At 38.0% G+C, this 15,172-nt stretch carries 15 protein-coding genes and 1 rRNA gene; all 16 read right to left on the bottom strand.

The features are described 5' to 3' along the window. A 16S ribosomal RNA gene (locus H280_RS0115860) occupies window positions 1–179 on the bottom strand; the annotation flags it as partial. Window positions 180–457: 278 nt separating this feature from the next. After that, complete coding sequence (gene lysS / locus H280_RS0115865; protein WP_020062123.1) at window positions 458–1,957, bottom strand: lysine--tRNA ligase; 1,500 nt, start codon at window positions 1,955–1,957, stop codon at window positions 458–460. A gap of 165 nt (window positions 1,958–2,122) precedes the next feature. Continuing rightward, the gene (dusB, locus tag H280_RS0115870; RefSeq protein ID WP_020062124.1) at window positions 2,123–3,121 is read right to left on the bottom strand and encodes a tRNA dihydrouridine synthase DusB; all 999 of its coding nucleotides are present in this window, start codon (window positions 3,119–3,121) and stop codon (window positions 2,123–2,125) included. Between the two features lie 24 nt (window positions 3,122–3,145). Beyond that, window positions 3,146–3,349 (bottom strand): helix-turn-helix domain-containing protein, encoded by a 204-nt coding sequence (locus H280_RS0115875; protein ID WP_020062125.1) that lies wholly within the window; start codon window positions 3,347–3,349, stop codon window positions 3,146–3,148. Beyond that, window positions 3,301–3,816, bottom strand: a complete 516-nt coding sequence (gene folK, locus H280_RS0115880; protein WP_020062126.1) for a 2-amino-4-hydroxy-6-hydroxymethyldihydropteridine diphosphokinase — start codon at window positions 3,814–3,816, stop codon at window positions 3,301–3,303. Before folK ends, H280_RS0115875 begins: the two co-directional genes overlap by 49 nt. Next, the gene (gene folB / locus H280_RS0115885; protein WP_020062127.1) at window positions 3,813–4,175 is read right to left on the bottom strand and encodes a dihydroneopterin aldolase; all 363 of its coding nucleotides are present in this window, start codon (window positions 4,173–4,175) and stop codon (window positions 3,813–3,815) included. The genes folK and folB overlap by 4 nt, the downstream gene beginning before the upstream one ends. A 5-nt stretch (window positions 4,176–4,180) precedes the next feature. Then, a complete protein-coding gene (gene folP, locus H280_RS0115890; protein ID WP_034303903.1) occupies window positions 4,181–4,996 on the bottom strand; it encodes a dihydropteroate synthase in 816 nt (271 codons plus the stop codon). Further along, window positions 4,989–5,861, bottom strand: a complete 873-nt coding sequence (gene pabC / locus H280_RS0115895) for an aminodeoxychorismate lyase (RefSeq protein ID WP_020062129.1) — start codon at window positions 5,859–5,861, stop codon at window positions 4,989–4,991. The genes folP and pabC overlap by 8 nt, the downstream gene beginning before the upstream one ends. Next, on the bottom strand, window positions 5,855–6,442 hold the full coding sequence (gene pabA, locus H280_RS0115900; protein ID WP_020062130.1) for an aminodeoxychorismate/anthranilate synthase component II: 588 nt from the start codon (window positions 6,440–6,442) through the stop codon (window positions 5,855–5,857). The genes pabC and pabA overlap by 7 nt, the downstream gene beginning before the upstream one ends. Window positions 6,443–6,447: 5 nt before the next feature. After that, window positions 6,448–7,845: an anthranilate synthase component I gene (trpE, locus tag H280_RS0115905; protein ID WP_020062131.1), complete on the bottom strand. Its 1,398-nt coding sequence runs from the start codon at window positions 7,843–7,845 to the stop codon at window positions 6,448–6,450. A gap of 193 nt (window positions 7,846–8,038) precedes the next feature. Continuing rightward, window positions 8,039–8,962: a cysteine synthase A gene (gene cysK / locus H280_RS0115910; RefSeq protein WP_020062132.1), complete on the bottom strand. Its 924-nt coding sequence runs from the start codon at window positions 8,960–8,962 to the stop codon at window positions 8,039–8,041. A 116-nt stretch (window positions 8,963–9,078) separates the two neighbouring features. After that, window positions 9,079–9,954 (bottom strand): Hsp33 family molecular chaperone HslO, encoded by an 876-nt coding sequence (hslO, locus tag H280_RS0115915; RefSeq protein WP_028411266.1) that lies wholly within the window; start codon window positions 9,952–9,954, stop codon window positions 9,079–9,081. Window positions 9,955–9,960: 6 nt separating this feature from the next. Next, window positions 9,961–10,749, bottom strand: coding sequence for a type III pantothenate kinase (locus tag H280_RS0115920; RefSeq protein ID WP_020062134.1), 789 nt, complete (start codon window positions 10,747–10,749; stop codon window positions 9,961–9,963). Window positions 10,750–11,039: 290 nt separating this feature from the next. After that, a complete protein-coding gene (gene ftsH / locus H280_RS0115925) occupies window positions 11,040–12,959 on the bottom strand; it encodes an ATP-dependent zinc metalloprotease FtsH (protein ID WP_020062135.1) in 1,920 nt (639 codons plus the stop codon). A gap of 87 nt (window positions 12,960–13,046) precedes the next feature. After that, complete coding sequence (gene hpt / locus H280_RS0115930) at window positions 13,047–13,589, bottom strand: hypoxanthine phosphoribosyltransferase (RefSeq protein ID WP_020062136.1); 543 nt, start codon at window positions 13,587–13,589, stop codon at window positions 13,047–13,049. Continuing rightward, window positions 13,586–15,016, bottom strand: a complete 1,431-nt coding sequence (gene tilS / locus H280_RS0115935; protein WP_020062137.1) for a tRNA lysidine(34) synthetase TilS — start codon at window positions 15,014–15,016, stop codon at window positions 13,586–13,588. The genes hpt and tilS overlap by 4 nt, the downstream gene beginning before the upstream one ends. Window positions 15,017–15,172 lie beyond the last annotated feature (156 nt).

The raw sequence follows: 15,172 nt of genomic DNA on the forward strand, positions 1-15,172 counted from the left end.
ATCCGGTATTAGCCCCGGTTTCCCGGAGTTATCCCAGTCTTATAGGCAGGTTACCCACGTGTTACTCACCCGTCCGCCGCTAACTTCTTAAGAGCAAGCTCTTAATCGGTTCGCTCGACTTGCATGTATTAGGCACGCCGCCAGCGTTCATCCTGAGCCAGGATCAAACTCTCCAATAAAGTGTTTGTCTAGCATCATAAATAAAAATTGACGTTTCACGTTGTTTGTTTCGTTCAGTTTTCAAAGAACTCATTTGCCGCTCAAAGCGACTTTATCAATATAACATTTCGTTATTTATCTGTCAACAACTTTTTTCGTTTTCAAGTTGTTAACCACGTTGCCGTTCGTGACAACGAATATAAATATACCAGTTCACAAATTAAAATGCAATAGTTTTTTTATAATTTTTTTACCTTATAAAATAATAGAAAAAAAGCTTTGGAGAAACCCCCAAAGCTTAGTCTTGTTTATGTCTCATTGCAGGGAATAGTAATACATCACGAATAGATGGTGCATTCGTTAATAACATAACTAGACGATCAATACCGATTCCTAATCCACCTGTAGGAGGCATACCATATTCAAGCGCTTCAATATAATCATTATCCATCATGTGCGCTTCATCATTACCTTGTTCACGCTCTTTTAACTGCGCTTCGAAACGTTCTTTTTGATCGATTGGATCATTTAATTCTGTAAATGCGTTCGCATGTTCACGAGCAACAATAAATAACTCAAAACGATCTGTAAAGCGTGGATCTTCATCATTCTTTTTCGCAAGAGGAGAAATCTCCACCGGATGTCCATAAACAAATGTAGGTTGAATTAAACGTTCTTCTACTTTTTGCTCGAAGAACTCATTAATAATATGACCAACTTCCATTGTATCTTTAATTTCCACACCGTGCTCTTTCGCCAACGCACGAGCTTCTTCTACGCTCATTGGATTCCAGAAATCCGCTCCAGAGTATTGTTTGATTGCATCTACCATGTGCAATCTTGTCCACTCTGGCTCTAAATTAATTTCATATTCACCATATGGAATTGTCGTTGTACCTAAAACTTCTTTTGCAATATGAGCAACCATGTTTTCTGTTAGCTTCATAATATCTTTATAGTCTGCATACGCTTCATATAATTCAATCATCGTAAATTCAGGATTATGACGAGTTGATACACCTTCATTACGGAATACACGACCAATTTCGTATACTTTTTCTAACCCACCCACAATTAGGCGTTTTAAATGTAGTTCAATTGCAATACGCATATAGAATTCCATATCTAACGCATTATGGTGCGTAATAAACGGACGCGCAGATGCTCCGCCTGCAATTGCGTGTAACATCGGTGTTTCTACTTCTAGATAACCGTTATTATCTAAATATCTTCTCATCTCACGAATGATTTTACTACGAGTTACAAACGTTTCACGACTTTCCATGCTTGTAATTAAATCTAGATAGCGTTGACGGTAACGTTGTTCAACGTCTTTTAATCCATGATATTTATCAGGAAGTGGACGAAGAGATTTTGTAAGTAAAGTAAAAGTAGTCGCTTTAACCGAAAGTTCTCCAACTTTTGTTTTAAATACTTTCCCTTCAATCCCTACTAAGTCACCTAAATCCGCTGTATTAAACAGTTCATATTGCTCATCACCAACTGCATCTTTACGAACGTAAATTTGAACTTGGCCATGTAGATCTTGGATATGCGCAAAGCCCGCTTTCCCTTTACCGCGTTTTGTCATAATACGACCGGCAATCGAAACAGAGATTTCTTTCTCTTCTAATTCTTCCTTAGAAAGTTCCTCATATAGGCTTAACAATTCTTTCGTTGAATGCGTACGTTCAAAACGTTTACCAAATGGATCGATTCCTTGTTCACGTAAGTTATGTAGCTTCTCGCGACGAACGAGCAATTGGTCATTTAATTCTTCGTGGTTCATGTTATCCATGGTATTGATATCACTCCAGCTCTATTAAAATTTACAATATATACAGTATATCATTTTCTATCCAACTAGAAAAACTGCCAGCAACCCGCTGGCAGTTCTTATTTCTTAGACGTAATTATAGGTAGTAAAAACCGGAATGTCAAACACCCCTTCATTCACTAACCATTATCCAATTTGAATAGATGTTTGTTTCACTTCTACCTCTTCTACAAATGCCGTCAATAATGAAGCAAGATCAGCGCGTGTGTTACAACTATTAATTTCATTACGTACTTTAGCGTTACCACGAACACCCTTTAAATACCATGCCGCATGTTTGCGCATTTCTCGAACTGCGATGTTTTCATTTTTCAAATCAATGAGACGATCTAAATGCAACATACATACGTCAATTTTTTCCCGCACAGACGGTTCCGGCATTAATTCACCAGTTTCTAAATATTTCACTGTGCGGTAAATCATCCATGGATCACCAAGTGCTGCACGACCAATCATTACACCATCCACACCAATTTCATCTAACATGCGCTTAGCATCTTGCGGCGTTTCTACATCACCATTTCCGATAACAGGAATATTGACAGCTTGTTTTACTTGCTTAATAATATTCCAATCCGCTTTTCCCTCATACATTTGAACACGAGTACGGCCATGAACAGCAACCGCCTGACCGCCTGCACGTTCAACTGCCTGAGCATTTTCAATCGCAAAAATATGATCTTCATCCCAACCGATACGCATCTTTACCGTTACCGGCTTCTCGACTGCATCTACTACCGCCGCTACCATTTCGTACACTTTATTCGGATCAAGCAACCATTTTGCACCTGCGTCACATTTTGTAATCTTCGGCACTGGACACCCCATGTTAATATCGATAATATCCGCCGTTGTATTTTTATCTACATATTTTGCAGCTTCTACAAGCGTTTCTTTTTCTCCGCCAAAAATTTGCAAACTTAATGGTTTTTCTCTCTCATCAATATATAGCATATCTAACGTTTTTTGATTGTTAAATAAAATTGCCTTATCACTTACCATTTCCGCACATACTAATCCTGCACCAAATTCTTTTACCGTTAAACGGAATGCAGCGTTACATACTCCTGCCATCGGTGCTAGCACAACCGGATTTTTCATTTCAATGTTTGCAATCTTTAACAACTGATTGCCTCCCTTCATTTATCCCTACTTCGGCATTAATTCCTCTATTGAAACTTCTAACGTCTTCGCAACCTCTACAACAAAATCACGTGACGGAACTCGATTCCCTCTCTCAACTTCACCTAAAACCGATACAGATACCCCTAATTCTTTCGCAAATCCTTCTTGCGTATAGCCTTTTAGTTTACGAAAAGCGCGAATGCGTCTTCCCCATTTCTCTGCTTCCATACCGTTACTCCCTCTCGCCTTTTCATTTCTTCTACTTGTGAACGTGAAATGTTTCGGTTAATTTCTTGATTAATCTCCATCAATGGTACGATAACAAAAGCCCTTTCAAACATCCGCGGATGCGGAACAATAAGATTCTCTGCTTCAATATTTTCGTGATTATAGAGCAAAATGTCAAGGTCAATGGTACGCGGACCCCACTTGATTTCCCTTTTTCTCCCTAGCTCATTCTCCACCTTTTGTGTCACCATCAATAATTCTTGAGGTAATAAATTGGTAGAAACTTTTATAACTAAGTTTAAAAACTGTTCTTGTTCTGTATATCCAACTGGATCTGTTTCATAAACAGATGATACATCCTCAATTTCAATAGCTGGGTGCGCCTGCAACAATTCTATAGCTTGTGATAAATACGTATGGCGATCCCCCATGTTCGAACCTAAAGCAATATAAACTACACTATTCATGAACGTCCTCTCTCAATCTCCACTGCCACCGCACGGTAATGTCCTGGAATTGGCGGATCTGGTTTAATAACTTTTACAATACAATTCATAATACAATCGTAACGTTCTAATATATCCGCCGCAATATTTTCCGCAATACTTTCCACAAGTTTATACGTTTTCTCTTCTACCACACATCTACATAACTCGTATAACTCTCCATAATTTACGGAATGCTCTAAGTTATCGCTCATTCCAGCTCGCTTTAAATCTAATTCTACAGTTAAGTCTACTTTAAAACGTTGCCCTAATTTATTCTCTTCAGGAAATACACCATGATAACCATAGAACTCCATGTCATGAACAAAAATTTTATCCAAACCTTTTACCCCCTTAACATAGCGTCCATCATCTTCGCCATGCGGGACATCTCTTTCACATCATGAACGCGTACAATTTCACAGCCTTTTTGAATACCAAGACAAACAGTTGCGCCAGTTCCTTCTAAACGTTCTTCTACAGGCAAATCTAATGCATGGCCAATAAATGATTTTCGAGAAGTTCCAAGAAGAAGCGGATACCCTAACACTTTCAACTGTTCTAGATTTCGCATCACTTCTAAATTTTGTTCAAATGTTTTTGCAAATCCTATACCTGGATCTAAAATAATATTCTCATCACGTACACCTACACGTTTTGCAATTGTAATACTCTCATACAAATCAGCAATCATATCCGCCATCAGATTTCGATAATTTGTATTCTCACGGTTATGCATTAAAATAATCGGTACATTATAACACGCTGCTACTTTTGCAATTCCCGGCTCTGCTTTCGCTCCCCAAACATCATTAATAATATGTGCACCAGCTTCAATAGCTTGTTTTGCAACCTCCGCTTTGTACGTGTCGATAGATATAGGAACATCTACCGCCCTCGATACAGCTTGAATGATCGGTACAACACGTTGCACTTCTTCTTCTTCCGAGACTTTAGCAAAACCAGGACGAGTAGACTCTCCGCCAATATCAATAATATGCGCGCCGTTCTTTACCATCTCTTTTGCATAACGGACAGCTGCTCCTACTTCATTATAATTACCACCATCAGAGAAAGAATCAGGTGTAGCATTCAAAATCCCCATAATGAACGTCTTTTCATTTAAGTCCAATGTATATTCACCGCACTGCATATTAGACATCTCCTTTTAACAATTCATTTCTGCTCCAAAGTTTTTCACGATACGTTTCATATATACGCGAAAGCTTAGTTGTAACCGATCCTTCTTTACCCGGGAAATGTGTTTCTCCAATGCACCAAATTGGGACAATTTCCTGAATGGAATTCGTAACAAATACTTCATCAGCTGCAAGTAACTCTTCTTGCAAGAATAATCCCTCTCTTACTTTGAGCTCCAGCGTTTCAGCAACTGCTAATATAAAAGCACGCGTAACCCCATTTAAAATTCCAGTCTGTAGTGACGGTGTATACAATATGTCATTTCTCACAAAAAAGAGGTTCGAAACAATCCCTTCCGCAACATACCCTTCCTTTGTAAGAAAAATCCCTTCTTTCGAAGTTGTATTCCCAATCTCACGTTTCCCCAAAATATTATTTAAATAATGATGTGATTTTAAACGAAACTCCCCTTCTGGTGTATTGCGTGTTTGTTTTAAAACGACTCCTTCTTTTTCTATTACTTCACCAGGAGCCGGCAAAGGCTTTATAAAAACAATAATAGAAGGCTCTTCATACATATCTGTCTGCAAACCAATCTCCCCGCTACCTGCAGACACGTTAAAGCGAACATACGCATTTTGCAAATGGTTTCTTACCATTAACTCTTTTAAAATGTTTTTTACATCTTCTTTTGTCATTTTCCATGCAATATGCAATGACGAAAGAGCGGTCATAAGCCGCTCATAATGATCATCTAGCAAGAAAGGGTGCCCATTGTAAATACGGAACGTTTCAAATACACCAAGACCATATAAATACCCATGATCATAAGGAGAAATTTTAGCTTCACTAGCGTCTACAAATGAACCGTTCACATAAATTAACATACAGAGATACTCCGGCTATAATGACGGATGAAGTTTTGCAGCAACTCCTTACCATGGGAAGTCATAATAGATTCTGGATGGAATTGTACACCTTCAATTGGTAACGTTTTATGACGAAGCGCCATAATTTCCCCTTCCTCTGTCCAAGATGTTACTTCCAAACACTCTGGTAATGTTTCTTTTTTTACAATTAAAGAATGGTAACGCGTTGCTGTAAATGGATTTGGAATATCAGCAAAGATTGTTTTCTCATCATGATGCATTAAGGACGTTTTCCCGTGCATTAAACGCTCCGCACGAACAACATCCCCTCCAAATACTTGAGCGATCGATTGATGTCCTAAACAAACACCAAAAATCGGAATTTTCCCTGCAAAATGCCGAATCACATCCATACTGATCCCCGCTTCATTTGGACTACACGGCCCAGGGGAAATCATTAAGAAATCAGGCTGCATGTTTTCAATATCTCCAATTGTAATTTCATCGTTACGTTTGACGATAAGTTCTTGCCCTAACTCTCCAAGAAATTGCACTAAATTAAACGTAAAGGAATCATAATTATCAATCATTAATATCATTTCTCTCACCTAACCATTTCTTCGCTACTTTCTTTCGCACGCCATAATGCTATTGCTTTCTTTAACGACTCTTTATACTCATTTTTCGGATTAGAATCAATAACAATTCCCGCGCCTGCCTGTACATATGCTTGTCCATCTTTTGCAAGTAACGTACGAATGATAATATTTAATTCCATATCCCCTGAATAGCCAATCCAACCAATTGAACCTGTATAAATACCACGGCGAACTGGTTCTAACTCTTCAATAATTTCCATCGTCCGAATTTTCGGCGCTCCAGTAATCGTCCCGCCTGGAAATACAGCCTTCACACCATCAAAAGCATCTTTCTCTTGCTGCAATTCCCCGCGTACATTTGAAACAATGTGCATAACGTGGGAATATTTTTCAATTACCATAAATTCATCCACTTCTACTGTCCCATACTTACAAACACGGCCTAAATCATTTCTCTCTAAATCAACAAGCATAACGTGTTCTGCACGCTCTTTGTCATTTTCAATTAACTCTTTTGCAAGCTTCTGATCTTCTTGTTCATCTTTCCCGCGAGAGCGCGTACCTGCAATTGGACGTGTACTAACTTCATTACCCTGCTTTTTAATTAATAACTCTGGCGAAGCACTTACAATTTGAAAATCTCCAAACTCTAAATAACCCATATACGGAGAAGGATTAATTTCACGAAGCGTTGTATAAATTTCTAGCGGATGTGTTTGCAATGTTTTTTCTTGTCTTGTAGACAAGTTCACTTGAAATACATCTCCTGCGCTAATATAATCCTGAATTCGCCCAACAGCTTCAACAAACCCCGTTTCTGTAAAGGAGACCGCTTCTTTATTTGTTTCAGGCGAACTAAACTTCATTGTCACTTCCGGCACATCTTGTAACCAAAGTTCTTTTAATTCATTTAAGCGTCGCTTTGCTTGCTTCTCATCATTTGTATAATGAGTAATAATCCATAACGTTCGTTCTTTCTGATCATAAACAAATACATCATCAAATAATAAGAAAAATATATCTGGTACATTTACATCATCTTCTGCAAGAGAAGGTATTTTTTCAATATAGCGGATACAATCATAACTGAAATAACCAATTGCGCCACCTTGAAACGGCGGATACGCATCATTATGTTCTGTTTTCCATTGTTCCATATACTGTTGCATTAGGTGCAATGGATTCCCCTTTTCTATTGTTTCCTCTCCATTTTCCCATATATGTAGTGTTTCACCTTTCCCACGAACAATCGCTACAGGATCAAGTCCAACAATACTATAACGTCCCCCGCGGCCACTTTCTAAAATGATATGATGAGGTTTATTTTGCGAAAGGAACTTATACTGTTTAAAAAAGTCTAACTGATACGAAACTGAAATAGCTAAAGATTTTCGTCGCTGCATATAAACACCTCGTCTTATTTTATCCTGTTCTAACGATCGGTTAAAAAACATGGAACCGTCCGCAGAAACCCGATTTGGTTCAACTAACACTTATTTTACATGAAGTTTTCTAGTCGTTCACTCTTTTCCTATTTTCAAACGAAAAAAGAAAAAGCATCCCCTTTTTTTAGGAATGCTTTCCATATATTAAAGCTTATGATTCAAATTGATAAAGTGGTGTACTTAAATAACGCTCACCATTACTCGGAATAATGACAAGTACTTTCTTGCCTTTCCCAAGTTTCCTGGCAACTTCTGTCGCCGCATAAATAGCCGCTCCAGATGAAATACCAACTAAAATCCCTTCTTCGCGTGCTACTTTTCGTGCATGTTCAAATGCTTGCTCTGCTTTTACTTGAATAACTTCATCATATACATCTGTATCTAACGTTCCTGGAACAAATCCAGCACCGATACCTTGAATTTTATGAGGACCCGGTTTTCCACCTGATAATATCGGAGAATCAGAAGGCTCTACAGCATAAATTTTGATATCTTTATACGTCTCTTTTAATACCTCACCAGCACCCGTAATTGTTCCACCTGTACCAACACCAGAAACGAATGCATCTAATTGTTCACCCATCTGCTCAACAATTTCCGGACCTGTAGTTAAACGATGAATTTCTGGATTTGCGTCATTTTGGAACTGTTGAGGCATAAAGTATCCATGTTCTTTCGATAACTCCGTTGCCTTACGAATTGCCCCGCCCATTCCTTCTGATCCTGGCGTTAACAATAATTCCGCTCCATAAGCACGCAATAAATTGCGACGTTCCACACTCATCGTTTCTGGCATAACTAAAATCGCATTATACCCTTTTGCCGCTGCTACCATCGCTAAACCAATTCCTGTATTTCCACTTGTCGGCTCAATAATCGTATCGCCTTCTTTTAATAACCCTTGTTTCTCAGCAACTTCAATCATCGCTAAAGCAATACGATCTTTTACGCTACTCCCAGGGTTCATAAACTCTAATTTCAAATAAATATCTGCACTATCCTCTTCTGCAATGCGGTTTAACTTAACAATCGGCGTCTTTCCAATTAACTCTGAAATTGATTGTGCCACTCGCATCTCCGTCACTCCTAACACCAAGTATTTTCATTGGATTTATGTACATTTTGTCAAAAAGAAGGTTATTTGTCAATCTATTTGGATGATTTTAAATAGACAAATAACCTTTTTCTTACTTACAAACTTTCTATTAATTTTGTTATATCTTCTTCAGAAAATTTATATCGTTCATTGCAAAAATGACAATGCACTTCCGTCTCTTCTTCTTCATCACGCACTTGCGTTAATTCCGTTTTACCTAAACTTATTAATACACTTTCAATACGCTCACGAGAACATGTACAGTTAAATTGTACATCCATTGTTTCTAAAATTTTCACATTGTCTTTCCCTAACAACTCATACAACAACTCTTCAGGAGTTAGACCTTGTTCAATAAGTTTAGAAACTGGTGGGATTTTTTGCAAACGCTCTTCAAGGGCTGCAATCGTCTCTTCCTGTGCACCCGGCATAATTTGCAAAATAAAGCCGCCCGCAGCTGAAATACTATCGTCACCATTTACAAGAACTCCAACACCAACAGAAGAAGGCGTTTGCTCAGAAACAGCAAAATAATACGTAAAATCTTCTCCTAACTCACCAGATACAAGTGGAACTTGACCAATAAATGGCTCACGCATACCGATATCTTTAATAATTGTTAAAAACCCTTCTGTTCCTACAGCCTGATATACACGTAGCTTCCCTTGTTCTGTTGCTTCAAAATCAACATGCGGATTTGTTACATAACCACGTACATCCCCATTTGCATGCGCATCTATTAATATTGGACCGAGAGGACCGTTACCTTCTACTTTAATTGTAAGCTTCTGATCACCCTTTAACATCGCACCCATCATTGTACCTGCCGTTAAAGAACGACCAAGTGCTGCAGAAGCAGTTCTCCATGTATCATGACGTCTTTGCGCTTCACTCACTGTATTTGTCGTGTGAACACTATAGGCACGCACTTCTCCATTAAACGCTAGCGCTTTTACCAAATAATCTTTCATTTTCATCTATTCACCTTTCTCTTGTTGTAAATTCGCATTACGCTCATATAACATATATAAACCTTTAAGCGTTAAAAATGGATCGACAATATCAATAACATTCGATTCCTCTGCAATTAATTTTGCTAACCCACCTGTTGCAATAACAGTCGGTTCTTGTTTAGCTTCCTCTTTCATTCGCTTTACAATACCTTCTACTTGTCCAACATAACCATATAAAATACCTGCCTGCATTGCACTCACTGTATTCTTTCCAATGACACTACTTGGTCTTGTAATTTCAATACGAGGAAGCTTTGCCGCTCTACTGTATAATGCTTCTGCTGAAATCATAATGCCAGGTGTAATTACCCCACCCATATAATGCTTATGCTCGCTAATATAACAATATGTAGTTGCTGTTCCAAAGTCGACAATAATAAGAGGATTTCCGTATAACTGAATACCAGCTACCGCATTTACAATACGATCAGCCCCCACTTCACGTGGATTCTCATACTTAATATTTAAGCCCGTTTTAATTCCAGGTCCAACTACAAGAGGCTTAATTTTGAAATATTTCTCACACATACGCTCTAAAGCAAACATAATAGGCGGTACAACAGAAGAAATAATAATTCCTTTTATATCATGAAAACTAATTCCTTCGTGTTCAAGTAATTGTTTCACAAGCATTCCATATTCATCTTCCGTTTTATGACGATCTGTTTCCATACGCCAATGTTGAAGAAGTTTACCATTTTCAAACACACCAAGTACCGCATTTGTATTCCCTACATCCAATACAAAAATCATATTCTCACCACTTATCTTATTTAATGTATATTTGTGCAATATGTACAAAATTTATCCCGCTATTTGTGGGCAGTAATACTCCCAATTCAAAATTCAGCAAAAGCAAAGAAGTTATACGGGAGATAAATTGCCCGTAAAAGCCCGCTGCTAGAAGTTTTACTTTATAACCCCATCATACCATATTTATACACATGGTCAGCTTTCCTATCCTCACCATTTTACAAAAATCCATTTCCTTTTTTCAATGTTTAAGCCCGGCTATACCGCAAAGAAAAAAGGAGCGACAATTGTCACTCCTTCGGTTCTTCTTTATCTTCTGGCACTTCATCTTCTTTTTTCATTGTGATGTTTACCTTTACATCACTTTCAGAAGATGTTTTACGCTCCGGTAATGTACCATGTTCACATAAATGATTGATTTGCTCTGCATCTAACGTTTCTACTTCAAGCAACGTATTTGCGATAATATCAAGCTTATCACGGTTTTCAGTAAGAATTTGTTTTGCGCGAGCATAACATTCTTTCATAATGCTTTGCATTTCCATATCAATTTCATGTGCAATTGCATCACTATAGTTTTGCTCAGAATGGAAGTCTCTTCCTAAAAACACTTGGCCGCCTTGTGAGCTGCCAAATTGCATTGGCCCAAGCTTGTCACTCATACCAAACTCAGTTACCATGCGTCTAGCTATTCCAGTCGCGCGTTGGAAGTCATTATGAGCTCCTGTACTTACTTCTCCAAATACAATTTCTTCAGCCACTCGTCCACCAAGTAGACCCGTAATTTTATCAAGCAATTCTGGCTTTGTCATGAAGTAACGATCTTCTTTTGGAAGCATTACTGCATATCCACCAGCTTGACCACGCGGCACAATCGTTACTTTATGAACAACATCCGCCTCATCAAGCACTACCCCAATTACAGTATGTCCTGCCTCATGGAATGCAACGATATTACGTTCTTTCTCAGAGATAACACGACTTTTCTTAGCTGGACCCGCAATAACGCGATCCGTTGCTTCATCAATATCACTCATATCGATCTTCTTCTTATCTTGTCTCGCCGCTACAAGAGCCGCTTCATTTAATAAGTTTTCAAGATCAGCACCAGAGAATCCTGGTGTACGCGTTGCAATAGCACGTAAATTAATATTTTCATCTAACGGTTTATTGCGCGCGTGTACTTTAAGCACTGCTTCACGACCATTTACATCTGGACGATCCACTGTAATTTGACGGTCAAAGCGTCCTGGACGTAATAACGCAGGGTCAAGAATGTCAGGTCGGTTTGTTGCAGCAATGATAATAATACCTTCATTTGCTCCGAAACCGTCCATTTCTACAAGCAATTGGTTTAATGTTTGCTCACGCTCATCGTGGCCACCACCAAGACCTGCCCCACGCTGACGACCTACCGCATCAATTTCATCAATAAAAATGATACAAGGTGCGTTTTTCTTTGCATTTTCAAATAAGTCACGTACACGAGAAGCACCGACACCAACGAACATCTCTACAAAGTCAGAACCACTAATAGAGAAGAATGGAACGCCAGCCTCACCTGCAACAGCACGTGCAAGTAATGTTTTACCTGTCCCTGGAGGTCCAACTAATAAAACACCCTTCGGAATACGAGCACCAACCTCCGCAAACTTACGAGGGTCTTTTAAGAACTCTACAACCTCAACAAGTTCTTGCTTTTCTTCATCTGCTCCGGCTACATCTCTAAAACGGACCTTTTTCTTATCATCATTGTATAACTTTGCTTTACTTTTACCGAAGTTCATCACACGACTGCCGCCGCCTTGCGCTTGGTTAAGTAAGAAGAAGAATAAAATGAAGATAATTACAAAAGGAATGATGGAAGTGAAGAATGTTACCCAAGCACTCGTTTCTTCTGCTGGTTGATACTTCACTTCTGTACCTTGTGCTTTGTCGTTAATTTTCTTTTGTAATTCTTCAGTGTTAGGCGCATAAGTTACGAACTGCTTTTCCTGACTCTCAGTACTTAGTTGTCCTTTTACCTCAAATACACCATTTTTCGGTTGAAGTTGTACATTACGAACCTCACCCTTTTCAAGTTTAGCAATGAATTTATCGTAGCTAATTGGCTTTATGCTTTGCTTTGAACCATTAAAATAACTCACAATACCAATTACCACTAAAAATATAAGTAAATAAAAGATGGTATTACGGAAGATCCGATTCATCCCTAACCTCCTCTCACAGCATACAAACTATAATAGTAAATAGTAACATAGAAAAACTTTCCTATCCAATTGTAATGCTTAATATTATTAATTGGAATATACGCTCGGTTTTAATACACCAACATAAGGAAGATTACGATATTGTTCCTTATAGTCTAATCCGTATCCCACAACAAATTCGTGCGGAACAGTAAACCCAACATAATCCGCTTTAAGATCAACTTTTCGGCCAGTTGGCTTATCTAATAACGTTACAATCTTCACAGATTTTGCTTTACGATATTTAAATAAGTCTACTAAGTAGCTTAATGTAAGGCCGCTGTCGATAATATCTTCTACGATTAAAATGTCGCGCCCTTCTACAGAAGTATCTAGATCTTTTAAAATTTTCACTTCACCAGTTGAAACAGTAGAATGACCGTAGCTAGATACAGCCATAAAGTCCATTTCAAGATATGCATCTGTGCGCTTTAATAAGTCTGCCATAAATGGCATTGCACCTTTTAGTACACCGATTGCAAGAGGTACCGTGTTTTTATAATCCTCTGCAAGAATTGCGCCTAATTCTCTTACTTTTTCTTGTATTTTCTCTTCAGAAATTAATACTTTTTCAATATCTTGATTCATCATTTCATTATCCTCCTGGAAGACTCCTTGCTTTTGTAATGAATAATAATATATGTATCCTTATCTACTGTTTCTCGCGAAATAGCAAATGCAGATCGTTTCAACAACGGAACCCAAATAATATTTCCATTCGCATCACAAACAATTGGCCAGTCTGTTCTTTTCTCCTTTGGTACTTTTGCTTCGATAAAAATAGACTTTATCTTCTTCGTACCATTCATACCTTGAATTGACATTCGATCGCCATCTTCCCGCGGACGAACGATAAGTGGAGATGTTATTTCGTTATATTTTGCAACAAACATCATCTCATTCACCATACTAGGTACACAATCGCTAATCTCTACTACAAACTCATCGCCATTTACTAATGTTACCTTTCCAGGCACTTGTAAAACATGAGAAGAAAAAACAAATTTTTCTTCAACAAAACGGAAAATACATTCTTCATATGTACGAACAACCTCTAATTCACCCGGAAAGTGAAGCACACCAGAAGGATGAGTTCGTTTGAAAAACTCAATCACCTTGTCAATATGTACAGAAGAAAGCGAAGATGGAATTTTATATTCATAAAGATAATTTAATATTAGTTGAATCCCTCTCCTTTGTAAAGGTATAGGCATAGATTCAAATGCAGGAATTGATACGACAACTCTTTTTGTATCTTTTTTCTTAATTACTTTATTCATTTTTTCAAAAGCTAATTCCTGCAAATACGCTTCATCCTCTTGCATAAACTTACTAAAAGCTTGAAAACGCTCATGAACATTTGGATTCTCCTGCTTGAAATGAGGAAGAACATACTTTCGCAGTCGATTCCTTGTATACGTTTCTTTTGTATTACTAGGATCAATACGAGGGACAACATCCTTTCTCTTACAATAATCAAGAATCTCTTCTTTCGTTACTGCCAACAGAGGTCGAATCAAAAAGCCTTTATCGAAAGCCCGTTTCGCAGAAATTCCAGAATAGCCTTTCGAGGTACTACCACGTACAAGACGCATTAAAACTGTCTCAATTTGATCGTCACCATGGTGACCAAGAGCTACATATTGCGCATTATGTTTTCTCATTATTCTTTCCAAAAATGCATATCGACATTCTCTTGCCGCAACTTGTGCACTCATTCGATTCTGTTTCTGATACTGCTTTACATCAATTTGTATTGTTTCACAGATAACATTAAGATTTTCACACAAATGTTTCACAAACCTTAAATCTTCCTGCGATTCCTCACCGCGAAACATATGGTCAACATGAGCCACTATAATTTGCAGTTTCTTTTCTTCACGCTTCTCTAACAAATAGAAGAAAAGCGCTAGAGAATCTGGTCCCCCCGATACACCAACAACAACCGTAGAATGCGCCTCTAATAAATTATGCCTTTCTACAAAAGCATCTACCTTTTTAACAAATTCATCTTTCAATGCTGCAATCACCTTTCATTGAGCTAAAACGATAGCATACCTAGATATAATGGTACAACTTTTACAAGCTTTCTGCAAAACAAAGATGTATAAATTTCACAATTTATCTTACATATGAATTTTTTCTTTGCATACAGAAATAAACAAAATTAAATA

The organism is Bacillus sp. 123MFChir2 (genome assembly GCF_000383235.1).
GTDB lineage: Bacteria > Bacillota > Bacilli > Bacillales > Bacillaceae_G > Bacillus_A.

What these genes read in the sequence shown, in the direction of transcription:
- lysS (WP_020062123.1), bottom strand. Translation starts at nt 1,957, where the DNA reads ATGGATAACATGAACCACGAAGAATTAAATGACCAATTGCTCGTTCGT.
- H280_RS0115875 (WP_020062125.1), bottom strand. Translation starts at nt 3,349, where the DNA reads ATGGAAGCAGAGAAATGGGGAAGACGCATTCGCGCTTTTCGTAAACTA.
- folK (WP_020062126.1), bottom strand. Translation starts at nt 3,816, where the DNA reads ATGAATAGTGTAGTTTATATTGCTTTAGGTTCGAACATGGGGGATCGC.
- folP (WP_034303903.1), bottom strand. Translation starts at nt 4,996, where the DNA reads ATGTCTAATATGCAGTGCGGTGAATATACATTGGACTTAAATGAAAAG.
- pabC (WP_020062129.1), bottom strand. Translation starts at nt 5,861, where the DNA reads ATGTTAATTTATGTGAACGGTTCATTTGTAGACGCTAGTGAAGCTAAA.
- pabA (WP_020062130.1), bottom strand. Translation starts at nt 6,442, where the DNA reads ATGATATTAATGATTGATAATTATGATTCCTTTACGTTTAATTTAGTG.
- trpE (WP_020062131.1), bottom strand. Translation starts at nt 7,845, where the DNA reads ATGCAGCGACGAAAATCTTTAGCTATTTCAGTTTCGTATCAGTTAGAC.
- cysK (WP_020062132.1), bottom strand. Translation starts at nt 8,962, where the DNA reads ATGCGAGTGGCACAATCAATTTCAGAGTTAATTGGAAAGACGCCGATT.
- hslO (WP_028411266.1), bottom strand. Translation starts at nt 9,954, where the DNA reads ATGAAAGATTATTTGGTAAAAGCGCTAGCGTTTAATGGAGAAGTGCGT.
- H280_RS0115920 (WP_020062134.1), bottom strand. Translation starts at nt 10,749, where the DNA reads ATGATTTTTGTATTGGATGTAGGGAATACAAATGCGGTACTTGGTGTG.
- ftsH (WP_020062135.1), bottom strand. Translation starts at nt 12,959, where the DNA reads ATGAATCGGATCTTCCGTAATACCATCTTTTATTTACTTATATTTTTA.
- hpt (WP_020062136.1), bottom strand. Translation starts at nt 13,589, where the DNA reads ATGATGAATCAAGATATTGAAAAAGTATTAATTTCTGAAGAGAAAATA.